Annotated in this window: 21 protein-coding genes; 11 read left to right on the forward strand and 10 right to left on the reverse strand. The window is 67.0% G+C overall.

From position 1 onward, the window contains the following. Window positions 1-437: 437 nt before the first annotated feature. The 3 genes from ACUCV0_RS08640 to cysE are packed head-to-tail and all read left to right on the forward strand — an operon-like array spanning window position 438 to window position 2,360. Window positions 438-980 carry a helix-turn-helix domain-containing protein gene (locus ACUCV0_RS08640; protein ID WP_482212502.1) on the forward strand — a complete coding sequence of 181 codons (543 nt, stop codon included), beginning with the start codon at window positions 438-440 and terminating at the stop codon, window positions 978-980. A gap of 9 nt (window positions 981-989) precedes the next feature. After that, window positions 990-1,556, forward strand: coding sequence for a GNAT family N-acetyltransferase (locus ACUCV0_RS08645; RefSeq protein WP_059315369.1), 567 nt, complete (start codon window positions 990-992; stop codon window positions 1,554-1,556). Window positions 1,557-1,571: 15 nt separating this feature from the next. Beyond that, entirely contained in the window at window positions 1,572-2,360 is a 789-nt protein-coding gene (cysE, locus tag ACUCV0_RS08650; RefSeq protein ID WP_059315368.1) for a serine O-acetyltransferase, read from the forward strand. On the opposite strand, the gene ACUCV0_RS08655 is transcribed toward cysE, so the two are convergent. Genes ACUCV0_RS08655 through ACUCV0_RS08670 form a run of 4 tightly spaced genes read right to left on the reverse strand, consistent with a single transcriptional unit; the run spans window position 2,342 to window position 7,730 of the window. Continuing rightward, window positions 2,342-3,082 carry an NUDIX domain-containing protein gene (locus tag ACUCV0_RS08655; RefSeq protein WP_313647210.1) on the reverse strand — a complete coding sequence of 247 codons (741 nt, stop codon included), beginning with the start codon at window positions 3,080-3,082 and terminating at the stop codon, window positions 2,342-2,344. The two genes, cysE and ACUCV0_RS08655, sit on opposite strands and share 19 nt — an antisense overlap. Window positions 3,083-3,087: 5 nt before the next feature. After that, the gene (locus ACUCV0_RS08660) at window positions 3,088-5,619 is read right to left on the reverse strand and encodes a mechanosensitive ion channel domain-containing protein (RefSeq protein WP_482212503.1); all 2,532 of its coding nucleotides are present in this window, start codon (window positions 5,617-5,619) and stop codon (window positions 3,088-3,090) included. 48 nt (window positions 5,620-5,667) lie between these two features. Further along, the gene (locus tag ACUCV0_RS08665; protein ID WP_482212504.1) at window positions 5,668-6,711 is read right to left on the reverse strand and encodes an AraC family transcriptional regulator; all 1,044 of its coding nucleotides are present in this window, start codon (window positions 6,709-6,711) and stop codon (window positions 5,668-5,670) included. Beyond that, a complete protein-coding gene (locus tag ACUCV0_RS08670; protein ID WP_313647213.1) occupies window positions 6,708-7,730 on the reverse strand; it encodes a carbon-nitrogen hydrolase family protein in 1,023 nt (340 codons plus the stop codon). Before ACUCV0_RS08670 ends, ACUCV0_RS08665 begins: the two co-directional genes overlap by 4 nt. 197 nt (window positions 7,731-7,927) lie before the next feature. Here ACUCV0_RS08670 and ACUCV0_RS08675 point away from each other — a divergent pair, with 197 nt between their 5' ends. The 3 genes from ACUCV0_RS08675 to ACUCV0_RS08685 all read left to right on the forward strand — a co-directional run bounded on the left by ACUCV0_RS08675 (window position 7,928) and on the right by ACUCV0_RS08685 (window position 12,548). After that, window positions 7,928-9,982 (forward strand): oxidoreductase, encoded by a 2,055-nt coding sequence (locus ACUCV0_RS08675; RefSeq protein WP_313647214.1) that lies wholly within the window; start codon window positions 7,928-7,930, stop codon window positions 9,980-9,982. 311 nt (window positions 9,983-10,293) lie between these two features. After that, window positions 10,294-11,607 (forward strand): chromosome partitioning protein ParA, encoded by a 1,314-nt coding sequence (locus ACUCV0_RS08680; protein ID WP_174523139.1) that lies wholly within the window; start codon window positions 10,294-10,296, stop codon window positions 11,605-11,607. A gap of 17 nt (window positions 11,608-11,624) precedes the next feature. Further along, complete coding sequence (locus ACUCV0_RS08685) at window positions 11,625-12,548, forward strand: 1-aminocyclopropane-1-carboxylate deaminase/D-cysteine desulfhydrase (protein WP_482212505.1); 924 nt, start codon at window positions 11,625-11,627, stop codon at window positions 12,546-12,548. Here the strand turns inward: ACUCV0_RS08685 and ACUCV0_RS08690 are convergent. Next, window positions 12,521-13,405, reverse strand: coding sequence for a DUF1853 family protein (locus ACUCV0_RS08690; protein WP_482212589.1), 885 nt, complete (start codon window positions 13,403-13,405; stop codon window positions 12,521-12,523). The genes ACUCV0_RS08685 and ACUCV0_RS08690 overlap by 28 nt on opposite strands. A gap of 136 nt (window positions 13,406-13,541) precedes the next feature. Between ACUCV0_RS08690 and ACUCV0_RS08695 the strand changes: the two genes are divergently transcribed. From ACUCV0_RS08695 to ACUCV0_RS08705, 3 genes are read left to right on the forward strand one after another with little or no spacing between them, the layout of a single operon-like run. After that, on the forward strand, window positions 13,542-14,426 hold the full coding sequence (locus ACUCV0_RS08695; protein ID WP_059315361.1) for an NAD(+) kinase: 885 nt from the start codon (window positions 13,542-13,544) through the stop codon (window positions 14,424-14,426). After that, on the forward strand, window positions 14,426-15,385 hold the full coding sequence (locus tag ACUCV0_RS08700; protein ID WP_482212506.1) for a metallophosphoesterase: 960 nt from the start codon (window positions 14,426-14,428) through the stop codon (window positions 15,383-15,385). The genes ACUCV0_RS08695 and ACUCV0_RS08700 overlap by 1 nt, the downstream gene beginning before the upstream one ends. Continuing rightward, on the forward strand, window positions 15,382-16,251 hold the full coding sequence (locus ACUCV0_RS08705; protein WP_482212507.1) for a rhomboid family intramembrane serine protease: 870 nt from the start codon (window positions 15,382-15,384) through the stop codon (window positions 16,249-16,251). The genes ACUCV0_RS08700 and ACUCV0_RS08705 overlap by 4 nt, the downstream gene beginning before the upstream one ends. Here ACUCV0_RS08705 and ACUCV0_RS08710 read toward each other — a convergent pair whose 3' ends face one another. After that, the gene (locus ACUCV0_RS08710) at window positions 16,252-16,569 is read right to left on the reverse strand and encodes a hypothetical protein (RefSeq protein ID WP_482212508.1); all 318 of its coding nucleotides are present in this window, start codon (window positions 16,567-16,569) and stop codon (window positions 16,252-16,254) included. Window positions 16,570-16,646: 77 nt separating this feature from the next. After that, window positions 16,647-18,413: a thiamine pyrophosphate-requiring protein gene (locus tag ACUCV0_RS08715; RefSeq protein WP_313647220.1), complete on the reverse strand. Its 1,767-nt coding sequence runs from the start codon at window positions 18,411-18,413 to the stop codon at window positions 16,647-16,649. A 111-nt stretch (window positions 18,414-18,524) separates the two neighbouring features. Here ACUCV0_RS08715 and prmB point away from each other — a divergent pair, with 111 nt between their 5' ends. Continuing rightward, the gene (prmB, locus tag ACUCV0_RS08720) at window positions 18,525-19,439 is read left to right on the forward strand and encodes a 50S ribosomal protein L3 N(5)-glutamine methyltransferase (RefSeq protein WP_059315356.1); all 915 of its coding nucleotides are present in this window, start codon (window positions 18,525-18,527) and stop codon (window positions 19,437-19,439) included. A gap of 51 nt (window positions 19,440-19,490) precedes the next feature. Then, entirely contained in the window at window positions 19,491-20,810 is a 1,320-nt protein-coding gene (locus ACUCV0_RS08725; RefSeq protein WP_313647221.1) for a DEAD/DEAH box helicase, read from the forward strand. Window positions 20,811-20,858: 48 nt separating this feature from the next. Here the strand turns inward: ACUCV0_RS08725 and ACUCV0_RS08730 are convergent, their stop codons facing one another. The 3 genes from ACUCV0_RS08730 to egtB all read right to left on the reverse strand — a co-directional run bounded on the left by ACUCV0_RS08730 (window position 20,859) and on the right by egtB (window position 25,044). After that, on the reverse strand, window positions 20,859-22,691 hold the full coding sequence (locus ACUCV0_RS08730) for a sensor domain-containing phosphodiesterase (RefSeq protein ID WP_313647222.1): 1,833 nt from the start codon (window positions 22,689-22,691) through the stop codon (window positions 20,859-20,861). A gap of 103 nt (window positions 22,692-22,794) precedes the next feature. Beyond that, the gene (gene egtD / locus ACUCV0_RS08735) at window positions 22,795-23,757 is read right to left on the reverse strand and encodes an L-histidine N(alpha)-methyltransferase (RefSeq protein WP_313647223.1); all 963 of its coding nucleotides are present in this window, start codon (window positions 23,755-23,757) and stop codon (window positions 22,795-22,797) included. A 3-nt stretch (window positions 23,758-23,760) separates the two neighbouring features. Continuing rightward, window positions 23,761-25,044 carry an ergothioneine biosynthesis protein EgtB gene (egtB, locus tag ACUCV0_RS08740; protein ID WP_313647224.1) on the reverse strand — a complete coding sequence of 428 codons (1,284 nt, stop codon included), beginning with the start codon at window positions 25,042-25,044 and terminating at the stop codon, window positions 23,761-23,763. Between the last annotated feature and the right edge of the window lie 29 nt (window positions 25,045-25,073).

The raw sequence follows: 25,073 nt of genomic DNA on the forward strand, positions 1-25,073 counted from the left end.
AAGAAAGTTGTACAGGGGTTGTAAAGGATTTCAGCGGTTTTACTGCCAATGTCTGGGCAATAACCCTGGAGTGCCGACATTTTTTGAAATAGATCGCAGAAAGGCGCGCCCAGGCTGGTGTCCGGCGCGGTCAATAACTGAGACGTCTATTCTGCCGTCGCGTTCTTTTTGGACATGGAAGATGTCATTCCAAGGTTCCGTATTTAGCGCGGTGGTTTAGCGGCCTCTCAATAAGCAAAATTGTTCAGGCACTCTTTCCAGAGCCTCTGGTTGCCTTATTAACGGACGCCGGGTCCCTAATATGATAGCCAGGGATTAAAGGGTTTTTCCGATAAAGTTTAATGCGATAGTTATAGACTGGATAGCAAGTTTCCCAAAAAACGGGTTGCTCGATTTTCTCTTTTGTGAGAAAAAATCCCGAAAATGGGAGGTGAACCATGCTCGATGAACGCCTGGCACTCAGACTCAAGGCCTTGCGCCTCGAAGGTGGTCTGTCACTCGAACAGCTGGCGACCCTCAGCGGAGTGAGTCGCGCAACCCTGTCACGGCTGGAAAATGCCGAGGTCAACCCGACGACGGCGGTGCTTGGCCAGCTCTGTTCGGCCTACGGCCTGACCCTGACGCGCCTGCTGCATAGCGTGGAGCAGTCTTTTCCGGCACAGGTCCAGCGCCAGGCCCAGCAGGTCTGGACGGATCCCGCGCAGGCCTTTAGCCGCCGCTCCGTGTCACCGCCGGCCCAGGCGCTGGCGGGTGAGGTGATCGAGAGTCAGTTGGGCCCCGGCGTCGATATCCGCTATGAGGCCTCCCCTCGACCAGGCCTCGAACACCATCTGCTGATGCTGGAGGGCGAGTTGCAGCTCTGGATCGAGGAGCAGCCCTATCGGCTGAGCAGTGGCGATTGCCTGCGCTATCGCCTGTGGGGCAGCAGTCGTTTTCTCAGCGGCGCTGCCGGCGCTCGCTATCTCTTGTTCATGATCTGAGGAGCTGCCATGACCACTGCTTGTCGCATCGAACGGCTAGAGGTCGCCGACCTCAAGGCGCACCTGGACGAATTCCAGCAGCTGCTGGCCGCCTGTGTGCTGGAGGGGGCGAGCATCGGCTTCATCCTGCCGCTCACCGACGCCGTGAATCATCGCTTCTGGACCGAAGGAGTCGCGCCGGGCCTGGCCCGCGGCGATCGCCTGCTGTTCGCCGCCCTCCAGGCCGGGCGTGTGGTCGGCAGCGTGCAACTGGTGCTGGATACCCCGGCCAATCAGCCGCACCGCGCGGAGGTGGTCAAGCTACTGGTGCATCCGGCGTACCGCCGGCAGGGCCTGGCCCGTCGGCTGATGCAGGCGGTGGAAGCGGCCGCCCAGGCCCAGAGGCGTGAGTTGCTGACCCTGGATACCCGCAGTGATGACCATGCCGAGCCGCTCTATCTGTCCCTCGGCTATCAGGTGGTCGGCAGGATTCCTGGCTACGCCCTGGATGCCCGGCAACCCGAGCGCCGTGACAGCACCACCCTGATGTACAAGACGCTGTCCGCCAGGCCCGCTAAGCTTGGCGCCCCTCGCTGAAAGACACCGCTCGCCATGCGCCTTCGCTCCGCTACCCAACTCTGGCAACTCCTGCGCGCCCAGGCCGAGGCCGGGTGCCGTGAGGCGCCTGCCCTGGCCGCTGGGCTGACGCGTGCGCTGCTTGAACCGGAGGACCTGGCTGCGGCCCTGGGCCGGCGCTGCGCGGAGGCCCTGGCCGAAGATCCGCAACAGGCCGACCGGCTCGCACAGCGCTTCGCCGCCCTGCATGCCGAGCGTCCGGCGCTGGTCGCATCCGCCTGCGCGGACCTGGAAGCGGTGCTGGCACGGGATCCGGCCTATGCCAGCCTGCTGGAGATATTTCTCTTTTCCAAGGGCTTCCTGGCGCTGCAGGCCCATCGCCTGGGACATGCCCTCTGGGCCCACGACGAGCGTCTGCTGGCGCTGCACCTGCAGGCGCGCTGCAATCGCCTGCTGGCCATCGACATCCACCCGGCCGCACGGCTGGGCTGCGGCATCATGCTCGACCACGGCACCGGCATCGTCATTGGTGAGACCGCGGTGGTGGAGGATGAGGTGTCCATCCTGCAGCAGGTGACCCTGGGCGGTACCGGCAAGGAGCAGGGCGATCGTCATCCCAAGGTGCGTCGCGGCGTGATGATCGGCGCCGGGGTCAAGATCCTTGGGAATCTGGAGATCGGCGAAGGCGCCAAGATCGGTGCCAACAGCGTGGTGCTGCGCCCCGTGGCGCCCCATACCACGGTGGTGGGCATTCCCGCCCGGCCGGTAGGCCGCCCGCGCGACGCCCATCCGGCCGAGAGCATGGATCAGTCCTTCGACGGCTGAGCCAGAAAGACTTCTGCCTTGGGATAGCGCTCGCTGTTCAGGGCGCTGGGCAGCAGGCCCTCGGCCTGGACCAGGCTGCGCACCAGCTCGCGATTGAAGGCGCTGTTGCCCGGATCGGCCAGGTAGTCGGGCAGCGGTAGCCAGCGGGCGTCCTCGATCTCCTCGGGATCCTGGATGGCGATATCGACATCCAGCGGGTCAAGGCGGCAGACCACATAGAGATTGGACTTGCCGAAACGGTAGGGATGGGTGGTCACCAGGCCGGCGATGCTGCGAAAGGCGCTGTGGATGCCGGTTTCTTCCCAGACCTCGCGGATCACCGCAGGACCCAGGTCCTCGCCCAGCTCGACGTGGCCACCCGGTAGCTTGTAGCCCTGGCTGCCGCGTTCGCGGATCGCCAGGAGTTCGCCGTGGCTGTTCAGTGCCAGTCCGCCCACACCCAGGCTGTGGGTCGGCACGAAGGGCGCGAAGGCCGTGGGCGTGCCGCGCCACACCAGGGTCAGTTCCTGTTCGAGACAGTTGTGAAAGACGAAGCCGGCAGCGGTCGCCACGCCGACCAGTTCGCCCAGGGCCAGGGGCAGGGTCAGCCAGATCAGGTTGCGACCTTCGCGCCGGGCGCCGTCGAGCAGCTCCGCCAGGGCTGGGGCGAAGGCCTCGCGGGTGGTGGGCAGCGAGGCGGCGTCGATGATCAGGCCATTGAAGGCATCTTGGCGAAACTGCACGAGGTCTACTCCGCGGGACGTGGCTGAATGGGCGTGGAGGGTACGATACCGGCTTCGCTGGGCAGCAACAGGCTGGCACGCGGGTTTGCGATCTCGATGCCGCGCTCGCGGAAGCGTTCGAGGATGCGGCGGTTGAGTTCGCGCTGCACACCCCAGCGGCCCTTGTCGATGCATCTCATCTGGCCGGCGATGGTCACCATGGAGCCATCGACGGCATCTACGCCCCAGATTTCCAGATCGGCGAGGATCAGGTCCTTGAAGGCGTCATCGGCGCGCATGCCGGCACCGATATCCTTGAGTTCGGCGATGGCACGCTCGATGTCTTCGGCGTAGCCCACGCTGATGCGCAAGGCGGCGTTGCCCAGGCCGCGGTTGATGTTGTTGACCGCTGACACCGAGCTGAAGGGCACGATGTGCAGGGAGCCGTCCCCGGCGCGCAGGCGCACGGTGCGAATCGACAGGTATTCCACGGTGCCCGAGACCCCGGCCACGGTGACCCAGTCGCCGACCTGCATGGCGTTTTCCAGCAGCAGAAAGATGCCGGTGATGAAGTCCTGCACCAGCTTCTGCGAGCCGAAGCCCAGGGCCACGCCGATGATGCTGGCGCTGGCCAGCAGGGGCGTGGTGTTGATGCCCAGTTCGCTCAGGGCGGTCAGGCCGACGATGAGTGCGACCAGGATGAACAGGCCGGTGCGCAACATGGGCAGCAGGGTGCGCAGACGGGCCGCGCGTACCGTATCGCCGCGTTCGGTCCAGCTGCTCAGGCGCCGGTTTACCGTGACATTGGCGCCTTCCCAGACCACCACGGCGATGATGGCGGCAATGAGGATGGTGAGGAAGGCGGAAAGCAGGCTGCGCCCGATGCTGCCGTCACCGAACCAGTCCAGCACGCTCCAGCCCCAGGACTGGAACAGCGCCAGGACCGTGACCAGGGTGACGATCACCCCCACCAGCCAGCGGGCCAGCGGATAGTAGCGCTGCAGGTGCAGATCGATGCTGCTGGCGCCTTCGCTCGGTGCCGGCTGGAACAGGCGACCGAGCAGGCCGAGCAGGAAAACCGCTGCCAGGCGGCCGAGGATGACGATGCCGGCCGAAAGGGCGACGAAATTCATCAGCCGTGGCAGGCCGTCTTCGATGTCGAGCGCCCACATGGTCCAGCCGCCCAGCACGAAGACCGCGGCGAACAGGGCCCACACCTGACCCAGCCAGGCACGCAGCACGGTCAGGGCGCCATTGCCGTCCTGGCGCCCGGCGATGCGCATGGCCACCGGACGGCGGACGTGAAAGATCAGGCCGACCACCAGCAGGTGCGCCAGCAGCGAAACCAGTTTGACGATGGCTTCGCGTCCGGCCTCGCTGGCGCCGAGGATGTCCGCCGCCTGTGCCAGAGCCAGGCCAAAGGTGACCAGCGCGACGAAGGCATGCAGCCAGCGCAGCAGCGTGCAGGCCAGTCCCGCCCTTACCTTGAGCAGGCGAATGCCGTGGGCGGCCGGATCGATCAGCAGGCGGATGATGATCAGCGCGAGGCGGGTGGTGAGATAGGCACCGATAAACCCTCCGACCAGCTCGTGCTCGCTGGCATCCGCCCCCACCAGGTAGTGGATGAGCAGTGCCGCGATCGTCCAGAACACCAGTAGCGGCAGCAGTTCCAGCAGCAGCAGGCCCAGGGCGAAGGGCAGGTGACGCAGCGTGGTCCAGTGTTCCTCGGCGGTGGGCCGGGCGCGAGCCGCGGCGCTGGCGACCGGATGGTCGGGTTCGGCCACAGGCTCGCTTGGTGGTGGCGCAGCACTGTCGGAAGGCGCGATGGGTACTTCTTCCAGCTGGTCCACGCCATCGCGCTGGATCTTGACCAGCGCCACGGCAGGGTCGGCGGGGCGGGTAGCGGCTTCCTCGTCGGCGGCGGTGGCAGCGGGCGAAGGCTGCTGAGCGGGCGCCTGCTGGGCGCGGCGCCGAGCCCGACCGTCGGCCTGATCGGCATGGCGCTGCAGGTTCTGCCGCGGGCGTTGGAGCATCCGGCGCACCAGCCATTCGCCGAGCAGGCCGGCGGCGAACAGGGTCGCGAGGGTCAACAGGGCTTGCAACAGGGCGCGGCGGCCCGCTTCGGAGGTAAAGCTGGCGCGCGACCAGTCCGGCAACTTGCGTACCGCCCGCTGCACCTGATTCAGCTCGGTGCCCAGGTTGTCGGCCCAGCGACCGACGCGATTGAGCGTCTGGGCGATAAGGCCGTTGGCCTCCAGGGGTACCAGCGCCTTTTCCTCGCTGGCTGCCTGAGCGGGGGCTGGGGCAGCCGCCGTGGCCGGCGCCGCGGCGGCAGGCGTTCCGCTGGCGCTCGCCGGCTGGCTGGCGATGGCCTGAAGCGTCAGGATCAGCTCCTGGCGACGTTGCGGATCCTGCAACAGGGCCGCGACCTGGCGCGCCTGCTGGGGGTCGAGTCCGGCAGGGGCGTTGGCGGGGGTTTCGGCAGCCCGCAGGGGCAGGGCGAGGAGCAGCAGCAACAGGGAGAGCAGGAAAGTCGACATGGGCAGGGCAGCGGTCATGGCCAGGAGTCAGCCAGTTAGGACCTTCTATCGCCGCCTATGCTCCCTTCAGCCTGCGATCGTCTGCCGCTGCAGGCGGCGCCAGTCGCCGGGCGTCTGCTCGGTCCAGCGCTTGAACGCGCGCTGGAAGGCAGCCGGCGAGGCAAAACCCAGGAGATAGGCGATCTCGCCGAAACTGGCCTCGGTATCGCGGATATAGGCCAGCGCCAGGTCGCGGCGGGTGAGATTGAGCAGGGTGCGGTACTGGGTGCCTTCCTCGGCGAGCTTGCGCCTGAGGGTCCAGGAGGGCAGGCGCAGCCGTACGGCGATCTGCTCCAGGGTCGGCTCGCCATGGCGCAGCAAGGGCCCCATGACCTCGATCACCCGTTCGCTGAGGCCACGGGTACGCGTCAGGCGGGCACGTTCGGCTTCGCTCAGGGCCAGCAACTGGCGCCAGGTGGCGGGGCAGTGCTCGGGGCCGGTCAGGCTCAAGGCGCGGGCGTCGAGCAAGAGGGCGTTCTCGGCGGCGCCGAATTCCACCGGGCAACCGAAGGCGGCCTCGTAGGGCGCCAGGTCCGCCGGCGCCGGGTATTCGATGAGCACACGGCGGGGATGCAGACGGTGACCGGCCACGGCACTCAGTAGCGCCAGCCAGGCGGTGAGCACCACGTCGACCACGAAGCTGTTGTAGGCGTTGTAGGGGCTGATGCTATAGAAGTGCAGCCAGGCGTCGCGCCCCTGGGCCGCATAGCGCGTCTGGCCACGGTAGTTGCGGCCATAGAGCGGCTCCAGCGCCAGCAGCGTCTCCGCGGCATGGCGCACATCCGGTGCCTGGGCCACCGTCACTCCCGCGAGCCCGAGAAAGGCTGGACGCATCGCCTGGCCCATCGCCAGACCCAACGCCGGATCGCCGGTCAGCTCCAGGGCGGCATGACCAAGACGCATGTAGTGGGGAATCGACAGCCGTCCACCGGGTTCGGCCAGCCGCGCCGCCGTCAGGCCAAAGCGATCGAGCAGACCCGTGGCGTCCGCCCCGCGAGTCGCCACCGCGGCGGCCAGCGCCAGCACGAAACCGGTGGAGAGGTCGCCCAGGCGCAGCGCGGGTGCGCTCATAGCCGCAGATTGAGCAGCTTGCTGCCGCTGCGGGCGGGGTCGGTCGCCGATTCTCCGTCCGGCGTGAAGGCCTGGCTGGGGCCGCTGGCCTGCCATTCCCAGAGGCGTCCCTGCAGGTGAACTTCCAGCGCGGCGCGGATACCGGCCGCGCGCAGACGCTGAGGATCGAAGGGCGCAGGTGCCGGGGTGGCCCCCGAGGCAAGGGCGGGAATGGCCAGCAGATCCACCTGGGGGGCGTCCAGCACGCCGGTGCGTCCGGTATCACTACCCTGGATGACGCCCAGGCGGCCCAGCGGCGTATCCAGCCGCAGCAGCGGCGGACTCAGGTCATCGCCTACCTCGCTGGCTGTCAGCGGTCGCACCAGCGGCTCGCCTAGTGGTTTGCCATCAGGGCCAAACACCAGGGTGACATTGCGTAGCGGTCCACTGCCCACCTGCAATTCGCCGTCGACCAGCGCCGGACCGGGCAGGACGATGGAGCCGGCCACCAGGGTGACGCCGTACTCGCGGGCGAGGCCGGCGAAGAGCTGCTGATAGGCACTGGCCATGTCCCAGGCTTTCATGCGCAGCAAACTGTCGGCCAGGCGGCGATCCCCTTCGCTCTGGAACCAGGCCCGGGCGACCCGTAGCGGGTTGCCCAGGACCAGCCATTCTATGGCTTCCTTGCTCTGAGCGGCGGCGTAGACCTCGGGCTTTTCGCCCATCAGCGCCAGGGGCGTGCCCAGGTGCTCGGGCAGCACCACGATGGTCTGGGCACCGATCAGGCCCAGCCGGCGGGCATTGGCCAGGTAGGCGTCGAGCTTGAGACGCAGCCGCTCGGGATTGCCATAGTCCAGGGCCACCAGCTCGGGTTCGATTCCCAGCAGGTTGCCGGTGGTAGCCGCGGCCGGCGTGGCGGTCAGATCCACCGCCAGGCTGCTGCGCAGATCGGACAGGTAATGGAAGGCTGGCCGCTGGGCCACCCAGCCCGCCAGCACGGCGAACAGGGCGATCAGCACCAGGAACACGAGCTTGCGCATCGGCACTCCAGAGCGGTCCCGGCCCCCTTGGCCGGGCGGAATAAAGGTGCTCAGGGTAGGAGACCGCGCCGTCACTGCCAAGGGGGGGGCTGTGCATTTGGGTAAAGAGGTTGTCATTTCTGGTGATTGAGGCCCGGCCCTGCTGCTCCTATCGTGGCGCCAGGCTTTCCTAGAAAGGCCAATGACCGGAGACCGCCATGATTGAGCTTGCCCCTCGTAATACCACCCCTGTGGAATGCTATCCGCATCTGCTCGAACCCCTACCAGTGGGAGCGATCACGTTGCGCAATCGTGTGGTGATGGGCTCCATGCATACCGGGCTGGAAGAGCGGCCGGGTGGTTTCGCACGAATGGCGGCCTTTTTCGCCGAGCGGGCCCGCGGTGGCGTGGGGCTGATCGTCACCGGTGGCATCGCGCCCAATGAGGAAGGCGCCGTGGCCAAGGGCGCGGCCAAGCTGACCACCGCCGAGGAAGCCGAGCACCACCGCCCGGTGACCGAAGCCGTACACGCCGCGGGTGGTCGCATCTGCCTGCAGATCCTGCATGCCGGTCGCTATGCCTATAACCCGCTGCTGGTGGCGCCCTCGGCGTTGCAGGCGCCGATCAATCCCTTCACCCCGCGCGAGTTGCAGGATGCCGAGGTCGAGACGCAGATCGCCGCCTTCATCCGGTGTGCCCAGCTGGCGCAGCAGGCCGGCTACGATGGCGTCGAGGTGATGGGCTCCGAAGGCTATTTCATCAACCAGTTCATCGCCGCGCGGACCAACCACCGCACGGATCGCTGGGGTGGCGATTTCGCCAGTCGCTGCCGCCTGGCGCTGGCCATCGTCGAGGGCATCCGTGCGGCCACCGGTCCGGACTTCCTCATCATCTTCCGCCTCTCGCTGCTGGATCTGGTGGAGCAGGGCAGCACGCCCGAGGAATGCCTGCAGCTGGCGCGCTGGCTGGAGGCCGCTGGGGTGAGCCTGATCAATACCGGCATCGGCTGGCACGAGGCGCGCATTCCCACCATCGCGACCCTGGTGCCGCGTGGTGCCTTCGCTGCGGTCACCGCCCAGCTCAAGGGCCACGTCAGGGTGCCGCTGATCGCCACCAACCGCATCAATACCCCGGAGGTGGCCGAGGCCATCCTTGCCGCCGGCCAGGCCGACCTGGTGTCCATGGCGCGCCCGCTGCTGGCCGATCCCGAGTTCGTCGCCAAGGCCGCCGCTGGCCGGGCCGACGAGATCAATACCTGCATCGCCTGCAACCAGGCCTGCCTGGACCATACCTTCGCCGGCAAGCTGACCAGCTGCCTGGTCAATCCGCGTGCCTGCCACGAAACCGAATTGCAGATCCTGCCCACGGCCCAGCCCCGCACCTTCGCCGTGGTCGGTGCCGGACCGGCTGGCCTGGCCGCCGCCTGCACCCTGGCCGAGCGGGGCCATGGCGTGGTGCTGTTCGAGTCAAGCGAGCGCATTGGAGGCCAGTTCAATGTCGCCAAGCGCATCCCCGGCAAGGAGGAGTTCGGCGAGACCCTGAGGTATTTCCAGCGCCGCCTGGAGCGGCTCGGCGTCGAGGTCCGTCTCAATCACCGGGTCACCGCTGCCGAGCTGCAAGCGGGTGGCTTCGAGGCCGTGCTGCTGGCCACCGGGGTGACCCCGCGCGTTCCACCCATCCCCGGCGTCGACCATCCCAAGGTGCTGGGCTATCTGGACGTGCTGCTGGAACGCAAGCCGGTAGGGCGGCGGGTGGCCCTGATCGGTGCCGGCGGCATCGGCTTCGACGTGGCGGATTTCCTTACCCATGGGCACCAGGACGCCGACCCCATCACCGCCTTCTACCAGGAGTGGGGCATAGATCCCAGCTTCAGCAACCGCGGTGGCCTGGCCCCGGCCGCGCCGCCGGCAGTGCCGCGTGAGGTCTGGCTGTTGCAGCGCAAGCCCGGCAAGCCCGGCAAGGGCCTCGGCAAGACCACCGGCTGGATCCATCGCGCGCGGCTACAGCAGCGCGGCGTCCAGGCGGTGGGTGGCGTGGAATATCTACGTATCGACGATGCCGGCCTGCACCTGCGCCTGCCCGATGGCACCGAGCAGCTGCTTGAGGTGGATAACGTGGTGCTCTGCGCCGGTCAGGAATCCCTGCGTGAGCTGGAAGACGAGCTGGTCGGCGCTGGCATGGCGGTGCACCGGGTTGGTGGCGCGGATGTCGCGGCAGAGCTCGATGCCAAGCGCGCCATCGACCAGGCCACCCGGCTTGCCGCTCAGCTGTAACTCTTCGTTGCAATCAGGGATGATTTCTGTGACGCGCTCCGCATAACATCTTCTCTGGGCCGACCCTCGTCCCAATGTCCGGTCTCTCTTCCATCCCGTCGACCAGGATTGGCTAAGCTGCCGTCCTGATGCGCCGGGTGGGGGCCTGGCGTTTCGGAGACGTCGGGCGGGACGCAGCATGAGCGCGTCGTCGCCTGGAGGTTGGCGGTAGGGGCCTGTCCGGTCGCTTCGACCCTGGCATGCCATGCCCAAGCGGGCGCATGGCGCCAGCCTCGGAATTCATGTGGGATCGACAGAGCACGCGGCTACAGATGGCAGAGACGTTGAACGAAGAGGCGGTACTGACCCCGGTGGTGCTGGGGTTCGGCGACCAGGGCGTGAACCGCGCCCTGTTGTTTCCCGATTTCCAGGCGCTCTGGCAGGGCGAGCAGGGACTGCTCGACTGTGCCGGACGGCGCCATCGCTTCGTCTATCTGCTGCTGGATGACCATCGCCGGGTCAAGGCCGCGGTGTTCTTTCTGCTGGCCTTCGATGCCCAGGGCAGTCCGCTGCCGGAATGGGATCTGCCGCTGGGGGAGCTGGCCGAGCGCGGCGGCGTTGGTCCCGATCTGGGCGCCGGACCAATCCGGCTGGCCAGCCGCAGCCAATGTCCCCTTTCCTGGCACCAGGGCGATCTCTGGGATCCACGCAGCGATGCCGAACACGACGACTGGCAGGCGATCCGTGACTGCCTGGGGCTGGTCGCGCCCCGCGATGGCGAGGTCGAGCTGGCCGGCGAATACCATCCCAGCGCCGCTGACGGCATCGACGTCGAGGCCCGTCTCGAACGGGTCCGCCGCATCCTCGCCCAGGAGCATCAGGAGGCGCTGGACAAGCTGATCGCCGGCCAGCGCACCCGTCTGCTCACCCTGACCCGCCAGCACCAGGAAGACCTGGCGCGCCTGCAACGCGACGCCGACGAGTTGCGGACCGCCAAGGCCGAGCTGGAGGTGCGCTACGCGGCCCTGGCCCAGCACCTGGAGCAGCAGCACGAGCTGGCTCGTCAGCAGCGCGAAGAACTCAACGAACAGATGCACACCCTGGAAAGAAACGCCCTCTACAAGATCGAGGCGCTGCGCATCCAGGCCGAGGCCGAAAGCGAGGCCCGGGTAGCCGCCGCGGTAGGCGAGCTGAAGAACCAGCTGACCATCCGCGAGGTAGAGCTCAAGTACCGCGACGAGCTGGACGGCCAGTTGCAGGACGACATCCGCCAGCTGCGCGAACGCTGCGCTCAACTGGTCGGCGACAGCAATGAGGGTCAGCTGGAGCGCCTGGCGCGCCAGGGCATCCTCTTCGTTACCTTCCAGCCGGGTGCCGGGCATCTCATCCTCAGCCGCCAGGACGTTCCGCGCTTCAGCGCCGATCCGCTGGGTTTCGTCGCCGACCACTGCAAGGTCAGCCGGGAGCAGTACCAGCGCTGGTTGGAGCATCACCAGCAGCCGGTGTGCCAGGCCGAGGTGGACGGCGAGCGCTGCGGCCGGCCAGTGGTCCGCGTGGAGCATCCCGCCCAGTTCGATCCCCTGCGCTCGACCCGTTGCGCCGAGCATCGCGGCGATGACAGCGGTGGCGACGCCGTCGCGCTCTGATCCCTGCGGCTCTTCCGATGACCTGTCCTTCACCTGCCGTGCTTCAGGAGGTGCATCTTGCACCCCTGGCCGCGCGTGGCCTGCGTCTGGCCGTGTTGCGCCTGGATCGACGCCCGGCTGGCCAAAACGGCAACAAGGGTTACAAGCTACGGCCCTGGCGCGAGCGCCTGGCCCGGGGTGAGGGCCGCGGCCTGATCAGCCTGGGCGGCGCCCACTCCAACCATTTGCACGCCCTGGCGGCGGCTGGACGGGAGGAGGGCTTCGTGACCGTCGGCCTCTTGCGCGGCGATGCCTGCCTGACGCCTACCGTCCAGGATCTCCAGGACAGCGGCATGACCCTGCACTGGCTAGGCTATGGCGGTTATCGTCGTCGCCACGACGCCGACTTCTGGCAGCCCTGGCAGGCGCGCTATCCACACCTGTTGCCCATTCCCGAAGGCGGTTGCGATGAGCGGGCAGCCCAGGCCTGCGCGGGAATCGTCGCGGACGTGCGCCAGGGCCTCGCCGTCCTGGGCTGGCCCGATTGCCAGCAACTCTGGCTGGCCGCCGGCACCGGCACCACCCTGGCCGGGGTGATCCGCGCCGCCGCTCCCGGCTGGCAGGTGGTAGGTGGCCTGGCGGTGCCACCCGGGCATGGCGTCGAGGGCACTCTCGACACGCTACTGGCTGGGCAGGCCGCCTCGAACTGGCGCCTGGTGGATGCCAGTCGCGGCGGCTTCGGTCGGATCGACGCCGAATTGGCCAGGGCCATGGCGGCGTTCGAGGACCAGACGGGCATTCCTCTGGATCCGCTCTATACCGGCAAGCTCTGGCTCGCCCTGTGGCAGGAGATCGAGCGCGGCGCCGTGGCGGCGGGCAGTCGCCTGGTGCTGATCCACAGCGGCGGCCTCCAGGGTCGCCGCGCGCTGGAGGCTCAGCTGGCCAGGCTGGCGGCAGACTGAGTCGGCCAACCTTCGGGCACCAGGAACAGGCGGGCTTCCTCCTCACCCGCAAGGTCGCGGCGCACCAGCAGCTGCGGCCAGATCGGTTTGCCCTCCGGCACCGGCAGGCAGGGGGTATCGGCCACCGCTGGCGCCAACCAATGTCCCTTGGGCAGCACCTCCCAGTGCCCCTCAGGCATCAGCCTTCGCTCGCACCATAGCTGGGGTTGCGGGGGTGGCAAGGCGCCGGTCGGCCAGGGCAGGGGACTGGCGAGCGGCTGGAACAGATACCCACCCATCCACAGCGCTGCCCGTGGCGGCGCTATGTCCAGGGCCGCCAGGCTGGCCTGGGCCAGGGGCGTGGCCGACAGCGGTAGCTGGCGCTGGCGCAGATGGGCGAGCTTGCGCGCCAGCTGGTCTTCGCCGCCGGGACCCAGCCAGCGCGGCGCGTCCGGTGGGCCTTCACCCAGGTAGAACTTCACCGCCAGCTCCAGGTGATGAACGCCCTCCGCATCCTCCACCAGGAGATCCAGTTCACCCAGGGTGCGCTCGCCTTCGCGCAAGGGCAGGTTGGCCGCGCGCAGCCTTACGCCAGGTGCGCGCGCCAGGGCGAATTGCCAGAGTCTTTCATACTGCCGGCCCAGGCGGCGGTCGCTGCCCTCGGCGAGCCATCCGACCAGTTCAGCGGGCGCCGCGTCCTGTTGCCGCAGCCAGTCGGCCAGTCGTGCCGGCTCGCGCGCCCAGTCGCTGGCACGCAGCGGATGACGGGTATCGGTGGTCGTCAGCAGCGGCGGGGCGACCAGGGTCCAGGCGAGCGCACGCACCTGGGGCTGGCTCAGGCGGCGGGGCAGGGCGTGCAGCTCGGCGAAGGGCGTCATGGTGCCAGCATAGGCCAAGCGAGGCCCCTGCGGATCACCTCGGGCGACCCGTGGTCGGATGGAGGCGGTTTGCCGCTGCCACGGGCTTTCGCCCATACTTTCCGCCCAATCCAGTCAACGGGGCCGCCGGCGCGTCATGGACTCCTTTCGTAACATCGGCATCATCGGTCGACTCGGCAGCACCCAGGTGCTGGACACCATCCGCCGGCTCAAGACCTTTCTGCTGCAACGCGGGTGCAACGTCATCCTGGAAAACACCATTGCCGAGGTGCTGCCCGGGCATGGTCTGCAGACGGTGTCGCGCAAGCTCATGGGCGAGATCTGCGACCTGGTGATAGTGGTCGGTGGCGACGGCAGCCTGCTCGGCGCCGCCCGCGCCCTGGTCCGTCCGCGGGTGCCAGTGCTGGGCATCAACCGTGGCAAGCTGGGGTTTCTCACCGACATCCGTCCCGACGAGCTGGAGACCAAGGTCGCCGAGGTGCTCGACGGCCAGTACCTGATGGAGACGCGCTTTCTGCTCGACGCCTTCGTCGAGCGCGGCGGCGAGATGATCGGCCAGGGCGATGCGCTCAACGACGTGGTGCTGCACCCCGGCAAGTCCACCCGGATGATCGAGTTCGAGCTGTACATCGATGGGCAATTCGTCTGCAGCCAGCGCGCCGATGGCCTGATCGTCGCCACGCCCACCGGCTCCACCGCCTACTCGCTGTCGGCCGGCGGCCCCATCATGCATCCCAAGCTGGATGCCATCGTGGTGGTACCCATGTACCCCCACACCCTGTCCAGCCGGCCCATCGTGGTGTCCGGCGACAGCACCCTGTCGATCCTGGTATCGCCGAACATGACGATCTATCCGCAGGTCTCATGTGATGGCCAGAATCATTTCACCTGCGCACCCGGCGATACCGTGACCATTCAGAAGAAGCCCCACAAGCTCAGGCTGATCCATCCGCTGGATCACAACTACTACGAGATCTGCCGGACCAAGCTCGGCTGGGGCAGTCGGCTGGGAGACGACTGATGCCCCTGGGCTACGATCTGATCGGCGACATCCATGGCTGCGCCCATACCCTGGACCTGCTGCTGGAGCGCCTCGACTACCGGCAGGTGGACGGCGTCTGGCAGCATCCCAAGCGCCAGGCGATCTTTCTCGGCGACCTGGTCGACCGCGGGCCGCGCATCCGCGGCTCCCTGCGCCGAGTGCGCGCCATGGTCGAGGGCGGTCATGCCCACTGCATCCTCGGCAACCACGAACTCAACGCCCTGGCCTGGCACACCCCGGCCTGTCCCGGTACCGGCCAGACCTGGGTGCGTGAACACACCCCTCGGCACCGCCAGCTGATCCAGGAGACCCTGGCCGCCTTCGCCGATCATCCCCAGGAGTGGCAGGACCACCTGCGCTGGCTGTACACCCTGCCGCTGTGCAAGGACTTCGGCCACTTCCGCATCGTCCACGCCTGCTGGGATCAGCCGCTGATCGACGAATTCCTGCATCACTATCCCGATGCCTGTATCAACGAGGATTTCGTGCGCCAGTCCATCATCGCCGGCAGCCTGCCGAGTCGGGTCGCTTCGCGACTGCTCAACGGTGTGTCACTGCCCTTGCCCCATGGTCTGCGCCTCACCGGCAGCGATGGCTATGTGCGAGCGCGCTTTCGCACCAAGTTCTGGGAGAGCGATCCCCAGACCTACGGCGACGTGGTCTTCCAGCCCGATGCCTTGCCAGCGGAAATCGCCTGCGAACGGCTGAGCGACGAGGAAAAGGCCAGGCTGCTCTGCTATGGCGAAGGCGAGCCGCTGCTGTTCGTCGGTCACTATTGGCGCGATGGTCATCCCGAACCCCTGCGGCCCAACCTGGCCTGTCTGGACTACAGCGCGGTCAAGTACGGCAAGCTGGTCGCCTATCGCCTCGATGACGAGCGCCAGATCGACCCGGACAAGTTCGTCTGGATCGACGTGCAGCGCGAGGAGGGCCGATGAACCAGCCGCAACCCGTGCTACGCGTGCCGCTGGGCCGCGATCTGCTGGGCTTCACCCGCCTGCTGCGCCGGCTGCAGATCCGCCATCGCGTGGTGGAAGAGGGCGACAGCCAGGTGGTCTGGGTGCTGGACCCTCTGCGCGTCGAGGAAACCCGCAGCCTCTATGAGCGCTATCCCGATGGCGATCCCCAGGGCGAAGTCCAGATCACCCGTCGGCCACGCGGCTTCGGCCTGCTGGCGCAGTTCAAGGCCAGCCCGGTCTGCGCGGTTTTTCTCATTGTCACCCTGGTCCTGGGCCTGGTCACCGAGTTGGGCGACAACCTGGCGCTGATTCACTACCTGACGCTGCAGGAATTCCGCCTGATCGATGCCGAGCACATCGCCTTTCTCGATCTCGACGTCAGCCTGTCCCGAGGGCAATGGTGGCGCCTGGTCACGCCGATCTTCCTGCACTTCGGCCTGCTGCACCTGGCGATGAACGCCCTCTGGTTCTGGGAGCTGGGCCGGCGTATCGAATTCCGTCAGGGCGGCCTGATGCTGCTGCTCCTGACGCTGGTCTTCGCCACCGGCTCCAACCTCGTGCAGTACGCCTGGACCGGGCCGGCGCTGTTCGGCGGCCTGTCCGGCGTGCTCTATGGCCTGCTCGGCCATTGCTGGCTGTTCCAGTGGCTGTCACCCAATCAGGCCTATCGCATGCCGCGCGGCGTGGTGGCCATGATGCTGATCTGGCTGTTGATCTGCCTCACCGGGGTCTTCGACCTGCTCGGTTTCGGCTCCATCGCCAATGGCGCCCATGTCGGCGGCCTGGTGCTGGGCTGCCTTACCGGCTTGCTGGGTGGTGGGCTGGCGCGTCTGCGCCAGCGCTGATCAGCGCCGCCGCTTGAGTTCCGGGGCCAGGCTCAGAGCGTTGCGATAGCGCCCACGGTGCTGGCTGCGTCGGCGGAGCCAGAGCCCGATCAACAAAGACAGGATACCCCCGCCCAGGAAACCCTGGGCCGTCTCGCGTGCCATTGGCAGGTAAGGCGTCACCTGCGGCAACTGCAACCAGGCCACGGTGCCGACAAGCAACGCGGCGAGGCCAGTGAGTGCGGAGAGCGTCTCCACGCCAGCGGTCAGGGAGGTCAGAAAGGGCCGCCGCAAGCGCAGTGGCGGCGGATCGAAATGGTCGTGCTCGGGCAACTGCATGCTCATACCCCAGGCTTTTTATCAGGCCGCTGAGGTTATACGCCTCGACGTGCCTTGGCGAGCCTGAAAAGCCCGGGCTAGCGCAGCAACTGCCGCGCACCCTGCTTGAGCATGTCCCAGCCGTTCGGATCGCCGCTGGCGATGGAGCCAAGGAAGGCCCGCGCCTGTTCGAAGCTGATGTGCGGCGGCAACGGCGGCACGCTGGGATCGGTGACGAACTCCAGCACGACCGGGCGATCCGCCTCGAAGGCTTGCTGCCAGGCATCCGCCACCTCGTCCGGTCGATGGATGCGCAGGCCCTTGAAGCCCAGCAGCTCGCCATAGCGCGCATAGGGGAAGTCGAGCACGTCCTGGGCCGGCGCGAACTTGGGATCACCAGCCAGGGCGCGCTGCTCCCAGGTCACCTGGTTGAGGTCACCATTGTTGAGCACCATGATGATGAAGGTCGGGTTGCTGAATCTCTTCCAGTACTGCTGCAGGGTAACCAGCTCGGCGTTGCCATTCATCTGCATGGCGCCATCACCCACCAGGGCGATCACCGGGCGATCCGGATGGGCGAACTTGGCGGCGATGGCGTAGGGAATGCCGCAGCCCATGGTCGCCAGCTTGCCTGACAGCGAGCCCATCATCTGGCCGCTCATGCGGATGTCGCGGGCGTACCAGTTGGTGTGGGAGCCGCTGTCGCCGCAAAGGATGGCGTCGCGTGGCAACTGGCTGGACAGTTCGAAGAACACCCGCTGCGGATTGATCGGATCAGCCGGCGCCAGGGCGCGCTGCTTGATCGAGTGCCAGGATTCCGCGACGCTCTTTTCGATGCGCGTGCGCCAACCGTCGTGGGGCTTGCTCTCCAGCAGCGGCAGCAGTCGGCGCAGGGTTTCCGCGGCATCGCCCAGCAGCGGCTGCTCGATGGGATACCTCATGCTGATGTTGCGCGCATGCAGGTCGATCTGTACCGCCCGCGCCTGGCCTTCCTTGGGCAGGAATTCGGTATAGGGAAAGGTCGAGCCAACGATCAGCAGGGTGTCGCATTCCTTCATCAGCACATCGCTGGCCTCGGTGCCGAGCAGGCCGATGGAGCCGGTGACGTAGGGCAGTTCGTCGGAGACCACGCCCTTGCCCAGCAGTGCCTTGGCCACCCCGGCGCTGAGCTTTTCCGCTACCGCCATGACCTCGCTACGTGCCTGCAGGGCGCCAGCACCTACCAGCATGGCGACCTTCTTGCCGGCATTGAGGATATCGGCGGCGGCCTGCAGATCGTCTTCCTGGGCATAGGGCCGGGGTGGGATGGCCCCTGCGCCAGAAAGCACATTGGCGTGCTGGTGTGGTGGGCTTTCCACTGCCGGCAGCTGCTGGATGTCGTTGGGGATGATCACCGTGGCCACCTGGCGCTCGGCGATGGCCACGCGGAAGGCGCGGTCGATGACATGGCGCAGTTGCGCCGGATGCACCACCGTCTCCACATAGGCGGAGACGTCCTTGAACAGGGTATGCAGGTCGACTTCCTGCTGGTAGTCGCTGCCAAGCGAAGAGGCGGCCTGCTGGCCCACCAGGGCAACCACCGGCATGTGGTCCATCTTGGCATCGTACAGGCCGTTGAGCAGGTGGATGGCGCCGGGGCCTGAGGTGGCCAGGCAGACGCCCACCTCGCCGGTGAACTTGGCATGGGCACAGGCCATGAAGGCGGCCATCTCTTCATGGCGTACCCGCACATAGTCGAACTGGTCGGCCACCCGGCCCAGGGCGCCCATGATGCCGTTGATGCCATCGCCGGGATAACCAAAGATGCGCTCGACGTTCCACTGGCCGAGACGTTCCCAGAGATGGTCGGCTACGGTCTTGCTCATGTCGTTCTCCTCGTTGAAGGTCTAGGCTTAGGAAGAAGGGCCCGGACGTTAAGTTCCTGCAGCCGGACCGGGCGCGGGTTAGAATGCGCGGCTGATCATCCGGAGCCTTTCATGAGCGAATCCCGCCTGCGCACCTTGCGCGACCACATCCGCTGGGCCGTCAGCCGCTTCCATGCCGAAGAGCTGTTCTTCGGCCATGGCCATGACAACGCCTGGGACGAGGCCCGCGCCCTGGTGCTGGGCGCCGTGCACCTGCCCTGGGACACCGCCGACCGCTACCTGGACTGCGCCCTGGAAGACGACGAGCGCTACGAACTGGGCGTGCTGCTGCACAAGCGCATCCAGGAGCGGGTGCCCACCGCCTATCTGCTTGGCGAGGCCTGGTTCTGCGGCTTGCCGTTCACCGTCGACGAGCGGGTGCTGGTGCCGCGCTCGCCCATCGGCGAGCTGATCGAAGCGCAATTCGCGCCCTGGCTGCCGGCCACGCCGGCGCGCATCCTCGATCTCTGCACCGGCTCGGGCTGCATCGGCATCGCCTGCGCCTATGCCTTCCCCGAGGCCGAGGTGGCCCTGGGTGATCTGTCCTACGACGCCCTGGAAGTGGCCTGGCAGAACATCGAGCGGCACGGACTGGAGGAGCGCGTCTATACCGTGCAGGGCGATGGCTTCGCCGGTCTGCCGGGGCAGCGCTTCGACCTGATCGTCAGCAACCCGCCCTATGTGGATGCCGAGGACTTCGCCGACATGCCGGCCGAGTACCAGCATGAACCCGCGCTGGGCCTGGCCTGTGGCGACGACGGCCTGGACCTGGTGCGACGCATGCTGGCCGAAGCGGCCGATCACCTCACCGAGCAGGGCATCCTGATCGTGGAGGTGGGCAACAGCCAGGTCCACGTCGAGGCGCTCTATCCGGAAGTCGATTTCACCTGGCTCGAATTCGAGCGCGGCGGCCATGGCGTCTTCCTGCTCGCTGCCGCCCAATGCCGCGAGCACCAGGCGCTGTTCCGCAGCCGTCTGGTCCCCTGATCACCCGCGGTCGCCCCGCGGCGGCCGCCCTTTCTTTACCGAGGTCTACCCGTGTTTACCGAACTCGCTCTGCACGAGCGCCTGCTCAAGGCCCTCGATACCCTGGGCTTCAAGACGCCCACTCCGGTCCAGGCCGCTGCCGTCGGCCCGGCCCTGGAAGGTCACGACCTGCGTGTCACCGCCCGGACCGGCAGCGGCAAGACCGCGGCCTTTCTGTTGCCGCTGCTGGATCGCCTGCTCAAGGATCCCCAACCCCGGTCGGGTGCCCGTGCGCTGATCCTGCTGCCGACCCGCGAGCTGGCCCAGCAGACCGCCAAGGAAATCGAACGCTTCGGCCAGTTCACCTTTCTCAAGGCCGGCGTGGTGATCGGCGGCGAGGACTTCCGCGTCCAGGCCGCCGGCCTGCGCAAGAATCCGGAGATCCTGGTGGCTACCCCCGGTCGCCTGCTGGAGCAGCGCAACGCCGGCAACGTGAACCTGAAAGACATCGAGATGCTGGTGCTCGACGAAGCCGACCGCATGCTCGACATGGGCTTCTCCGAGGACGTGCTGCAGATCGCCGCGAGCTGCGAGCGCGAGGGTCGCCAGACCCTGCTGTTCTCCGCTACCAGCGGCGGCAACAGCCTGCGCCAGGTGGTCGAGCAGGTCCTGCGCGAGCCGCAGAATCTCATGCTGGACCGTACCGGCGAACTGAACGAAGCCGTGGTGCAGCAGGTGATCCTCGCCGACGAGCCGCCGCACAAGGAGCGCCTGCTGCAGTGGCTGCTGGCCAACGAGACCTATCGCAAGGCCATCGTCTTCACCAACACCAAGGTGCAGGCCGATCGCCTGACCGGCCGCCTGGTGGCCGAGGGCCTCAAGGTCTTCGTGCTGCATGGCGACAAGGACACCAAGGACCGCAAGCTGGCCGTGGAGCGGCTGCAGAGCGGTGCGGTCAAGGTGCTGATCGCCACCGACGTGGCCGCCCGCGGCCTGGACGTCGAAGGCCTGGACCTGGTGATCAACTACGACTTGCCGCGCAGTGGCGACGAATACGTCCACCGCATCGGCCGTACCGGTCGCGCGGGCGAGGCGGGTACGGCGATCTCCTTCGTCACCCATGGCGACTGGAACCTGATGTCCAGCATCGAGCGCTATCTCAAGCTGAGATTCGAGCGCCGTCACCTGCCGGGTCTCAAGGCCAGCTACAACGGTCCGAAGAAGCTCAAGGCGTCGGGCAAGGCGGCGGGCGTCAAGAAGAAAAAGACCGAGGGCAAGAAGGACGGCAAGGCCAAGACCAAGGCCAAACCCAAGACCGAGCGCCGCCCCGGTGCCCTGGTGCCGACCTCGGCGGACGGCTTCGCGCCGCCGCGCAAGCGCACCCAGGAGTGATCCGGCGCCGTGCGTGAGGCGGGTACCGATCACGCATGGCAGCGTAGGCTAGTGCTTGGCGGCGTTGTCGAACAGCTGGAAGACCGTCGCGCGACGGGTCGGCCGCTGCAGATCCGGTTGCTGGACCAGCAGCCAGGCCTGTAGCTCCGGTTCTGGCATGGGTTTGCCGATCCAGAAGCCCTGGCCCTCGTCGCAGCCCATGGCCAGCAGGCTGGCCAGGGCTTCGGCGGTTTCGATCCCTTCGGCGGTGATGCGAAAGCCCAGCTGATGGGACAGCTCGATCAGGGAACTCACGATCAGCCGGTCCTTGGTGCGATGGGTCAGCTCGCGGATGAAGCTGCGGTCGATCTTGATGGTATCGGCCGGCAGTTCACGCAGGTGCGAGAGGTTGTTGTAGCCGGTGCCGAAGTCATCGATGGCGATCCCTATGCCCAGCTCGCGCAAGGCGGCCAGTTGGCGGTGGATCAGCGCCGCATCGCCCAGCAGGGCATTCTCGGTGACCTCCAGCTCCAGACGCCGAGCATTGACCGGATAGCGCCGCAACAGCGCGGTGGTCTGGTCGGTGAAGTCCGGATCGTTGAGGTCATGGGCGGAGATGTTGATCGCCACACCCAGGCCGCGACCCTCGCGCTGCCAGGCATAGGCCTGGCTGATGGCGTTCTGCATCACCCAGCGACTCAAGGCGGTGATCAGCGCGGTCTTTTCCGCCAGGGGAATGAATTCTGCCGGGCTGATCGGTCCCAGGTGCGGATGCTCCCAGCGCAGCAGGGCCTCGACGCTCTGGCAGCGCCCCGTGGACAGGTCGATACGCGGCTGATAGACCAGGCTCAGCTGGTCATCCGCACGCAGGGCCTGGGGCAGGGCGCTGAGCAGGGCGAAGGCGCGACGGTAGCTGGCGTCGTGTTGCGGATCGAAGTGCCGGCAGCCGCGCATTTCGGCGCGGGCGTCATCCGCGGTGGCGATCAGGGCGCGTAGCCAGTCGGTAGGATGGTCGTCGGTCAGGGACATCACCCCCAGACCGAGGCGGCTCTGGATAGGAATGCCGTTGTAATCCAGCACCCCGGTCAGCTCGTGCTGCAGACGTTCGAGCAGGTCCCGCTGGGCGGCCTCGTCGGCGTCGTGCAGGAGAAAGCCGAAGCGCGCGGCGCCCAGCCGATACAGCGGCTGGTCGGACGGCAGCAGGCGGCGCAGGTGCTGCTTGATGGCGCGCTGCAGGCCATCGAAGTGCGCCTGGCCCATGGCCTTGATGAAGTCGTTGAGATAGCTCTGGGCGAACAGGTCGGCTGCCACCGCGACCACCCGGGTGCCCTGGCGGGTCAGGGCTTCGGCGTCCTCGATGAAGCGCTGGCCATTGGGCAGCTGGGTGACCGGGTCCCAGAAGGCCTCGGTACGCAGCAGCTCGATGTGCTGGGCCGCCAGCGCCGCCAGTTGCTGCAGTGCCAGCAGGCGGTCCTGAGGCAGGGCGGCCCGGGGTGCCGAATCGAACAGGCACAGGCTGCCCAGCATCAGGCCTTCGGCCGTGCGTAGCGGTGCGCCCAGATAGAAACGGATGTTCGGCTCCTCCTTGACCACTTTCAGCTCGGCGAAGCGCGCATCGCTGCGGGCGTCTTCCACCTGCAGCGGCAGGGAGGTTTCCTGCAGGTGCTGGCAGAACGACTGGGAGCGCGGCACGGTAAAGGGCATGCAGCCCACCGTGGCCCGGCAGTGGACCTGCTGGCCATCGAGAAAGCAGATCATGGCGTAGGGGACGTCGAACAGACGTGCGCAGAGGTCGGTGAGATCCTGGAAGGCACGGTCGGAGGGACGATCGATCAAGGCAAGATCACGCAGCAGTGCAAGACGCTGGCGTTCATTGGCCGCAGTGAGTGGAGCAGGCTCCATGGCAACGTCTCGGTGCGCTGTAGTAGCAGATTGCTACTTAGAGCGTGATCGGATCGAGAGTTCCCTTGTTGGTTGCATCACGACCGCCGGTACCTCCAGCGGTCTAGGCGGCGAAGTAGAAAACGGCGAACAACCGGGCCGGGTCGGTCCATACCTGTATCTGTGTGAAGCCGGCGTTTTCGGCGAGGGCGCGAAAGCTTTCCAGGCTGTATTTGTAGGAGTTTTCGGTATGGAGCCGTTCGCCTTCGTGGAAGGTGAAGCTCTCGCCTTCCAGACGCACGGTCTGGTCGCGGGTACTGACCAGATGCATCTCGATGCGCGAGGCGATGGGCTCGAAGAAGGCCAGATGGCGAAAGCGTGCCGGATCCAGGTCGGTATCCAGTTCACGGCGGATGCGCCGCAGCAGGTTGAGATTGAAGTCCGCGGTGACTCCGGCGGCGTCGTTGTAGGCCGCATCCAGTCGGGCCCGGTCCTTGATCAGGTCCACCCCGATCAGCAGGCCGCCAGTAGCCGGCAGCATCCGGTGCAGATTGCCGAGGAAAACGCCGGCTTCCTCGGGGGTGAAATTGCCGATGCTCGAACCCGGAAAAAAAGCGATGGGCCGCAGGCCGTCGAGGCTGTCGGGCAGGGTCATCGGCCGACTGAAATCGGCGCAAGCGGCGCTCACATCCAGCCAGGGATAGTCGGCGGCCAGACGCTGCGTGCTGCTGAGCAGGAATTCCCGCGAGATGTCGATGCCCAGGTAACCCGCCGGGCGCATGGCTTCCAGCAGCAGGCGCACCTTGCGACTGGCGCCACTGCCCAGCTCGACCAGCGCGGCGTCCCGGCCGGCCAGCCGAGCGATCTCGCCGGCCGCCGTGGCGAGGATTTTCTCTTCGGTACGGGTAGGGTAGTACTCGGGCTGCTGGGTGATTGCCTCGAACAGCTCCGAGCCGCGCTGATCGTAGAAGTACTTGGGCGACAACGCCTTGGGGGTCTGGGCGAAGCCCTGGAGCACATCGTCCCGCAGCGAGGTGCCGGCGCTGGCCACCGGCTGCTGATCGAAGAAGCGCACGGCAAGGGCCATGGGTCAGACCTCTCTGGCCAGACGCAGGCCGGAGAACTGCCAGCGCATGGTGGGATAGAAGAAGTTGCGGTAGGTGGCACGCACATGGTCCTGTGGGGTGGCGCAACAGCCACCGCGCAGCACCATCTGACCGGACATGAACTTGCCGTTGTATTCGCCCAGGCTACCCGGAAGTGGCTTGAAGCCGGGGTAGGGGCGGAAGGCGCTGCCGGTCCATTCCCAGACATCGCCGAACAGTTGGCGCATGCCCTGGCCTTCGCTGGCGACCGGTTGCAGACGGTCCTGCTCGACGAAGTTGCCCAGGGTCGGCTGGCGGGCCGCCACGGTTTCCCACTCCGCCTCGGTGGGCAGGCGGGCGCCGGCCCAACTGGCATAGGCATCGGCTTCGTAGAAGCTCAGGTGGCAGACTGGCGCCGCGGGGTCGACAGGGGTCAGGCCGCCCAGGGTGAAGTGGTGCCAGACACCATCCAGCTTCTGCCAGTACAGTGGCGCCTGCCAGCCGAGGCTGCGGATGGCCGCCGCGCCGTCGGACAGCCAGAGGTCGCTGCGGCCATAGCCGTTGTCCTCGATGAAGGCCAGGTATTCGGCATTGGTGACCAGGCGATCGGCCAGCTGGAAGTCATCGACGAACTGCCGGTGGACCGGGGTCTCGCAATCGAAGGCGAAGCCTTCGCCGCCATGGCCGACGTGACGGACGCCACCCGGGTGCGTCTCCCATCCCAGGGACGCGACCTTGCGCGTGCTGCCCTTGGCCAGGTCGGCGCGATAGACCGGATGCAGAGGGTTCTGCGCCAGGATGTGCTTGATGTCCATGAGCAGTAGTTCCTGGTGCTGCTGCTCGTGGTGCAACCCCAGTTCCAGCCGCCGCATGATCTCGGCGGCGTGTTCGACCGGCGGGGCGCTGAGCAGCTCGCCCATGGCCTCGTCCACGGCCGCGCGGAAGCGATAGACATCATCCACGCCTGGGCGTGACAGATGCCCACGGGCCGCCCGGGGAAAGGGCTTGCCGTGGGTTTCGTAGTAGGAATTGAACAGGTAGTCGTAAGCGGGATTGGGCGTCTGGTAGCCCTTCAGGAAGGGCTTGAGGATAAAGGCCTCGAAGAACCAGGTAACGTGCGCCAGATGCCATTTCGGCGGGCTGACGTCGGCCATGCTCTGGATCACGTAGTCTTCGGTGGTCAGGGGCGCACAAAGCGCCTCGCTGGCGGCCCGGACCCGCCGAAAACGCTCCAGCGGGGTGGCAGCGGTATGGCTCGCGGCGGGCAGTTCGCGGGCGAGAGGATTCATGGCGTTCTCCCTGATCGGTCTTCCTGTGG

Source organism: Pseudomonas sp. VMV1 (genome assembly GCF_056790235.1).

Excerpts from the sequence above, each read along its gene's own strand:
- ACUCV0_RS08670 (WP_313647213.1), bottom strand. The coding sequence starts at position 7,730 with ATGCGCAAGCTCGTGTTCCTGGTGCTGATCGCCCTGTTCGCCGTGCTG.
- cysE (WP_059315368.1), top strand. The coding sequence starts at position 1,572 with ATGCGCCTTCGCTCCGCTACCCAACTCTGGCAACTCCTGCGCGCCCAG.
- ACUCV0_RS08715 (WP_313647220.1), bottom strand. The coding sequence starts at position 18,413 with ATGAGCAAGACCGTAGCCGACCATCTCTGGGAACGTCTCGGCCAGTGG.
- ACUCV0_RS08675 (WP_313647214.1), top strand. The coding sequence starts at position 7,928 with ATGATTGAGCTTGCCCCTCGTAATACCACCCCTGTGGAATGCTATCCG.
- ACUCV0_RS08665 (WP_482212504.1), bottom strand. The coding sequence starts at position 6,711 with ATGAGCGCACCCGCGCTGCGCCTGGGCGACCTCTCCACCGGTTTCGTG.
- egtB (WP_313647224.1), bottom strand. The coding sequence starts at position 25,044 with ATGAATCCTCTCGCCCGCGAACTGCCCGCCGCGAGCCATACCGCTGCC.
- ACUCV0_RS08680 (WP_174523139.1), top strand. The coding sequence starts at position 10,294 with ATGGCAGAGACGTTGAACGAAGAGGCGGTACTGACCCCGGTGGTGCTG.
- prmB (WP_059315356.1), top strand. The coding sequence starts at position 18,525 with ATGAGCGAATCCCGCCTGCGCACCTTGCGCGACCACATCCGCTGGGCC.
- ACUCV0_RS08640 (WP_482212502.1), top strand. The coding sequence starts at position 438 with ATGCTCGATGAACGCCTGGCACTCAGACTCAAGGCCTTGCGCCTCGAA.
- ACUCV0_RS08660 (WP_482212503.1), bottom strand. The coding sequence starts at position 5,619 with ATGACCGCTGCCCTGCCCATGTCGACTTTCCTGCTCTCCCTGTTGCTG.
- ACUCV0_RS08700 (WP_482212506.1), top strand. The coding sequence starts at position 14,426 with ATGCCCCTGGGCTACGATCTGATCGGCGACATCCATGGCTGCGCCCAT.
- ACUCV0_RS08705 (WP_482212507.1), top strand. The coding sequence starts at position 15,382 with ATGAACCAGCCGCAACCCGTGCTACGCGTGCCGCTGGGCCGCGATCTG.
- ACUCV0_RS08645 (WP_059315369.1), top strand. The coding sequence starts at position 990 with ATGACCACTGCTTGTCGCATCGAACGGCTAGAGGTCGCCGACCTCAAG.
- ACUCV0_RS08690 (WP_482212589.1), bottom strand. The coding sequence starts at position 13,405 with ATGACGCCCTTCGCCGAGCTGCACGCCCTGCCCCGCCGCCTGAGCCAG.
- ACUCV0_RS08685 (WP_482212505.1), top strand. The coding sequence starts at position 11,625 with ATGACCTGTCCTTCACCTGCCGTGCTTCAGGAGGTGCATCTTGCACCC.
- egtD (WP_313647223.1), bottom strand. The coding sequence starts at position 23,757 with ATGGCCCTTGCCGTGCGCTTCTTCGATCAGCAGCCGGTGGCCAGCGCC.
- ACUCV0_RS08730 (WP_313647222.1), bottom strand. The coding sequence starts at position 22,691 with ATGGAGCCTGCTCCACTCACTGCGGCCAATGAACGCCAGCGTCTTGCA.
- ACUCV0_RS08695 (WP_059315361.1), top strand. The coding sequence starts at position 13,542 with ATGGACTCCTTTCGTAACATCGGCATCATCGGTCGACTCGGCAGCACC.
- ACUCV0_RS08710 (WP_482212508.1), bottom strand. The coding sequence starts at position 16,569 with ATGCAGTTGCCCGAGCACGACCATTTCGATCCGCCGCCACTGCGCTTG.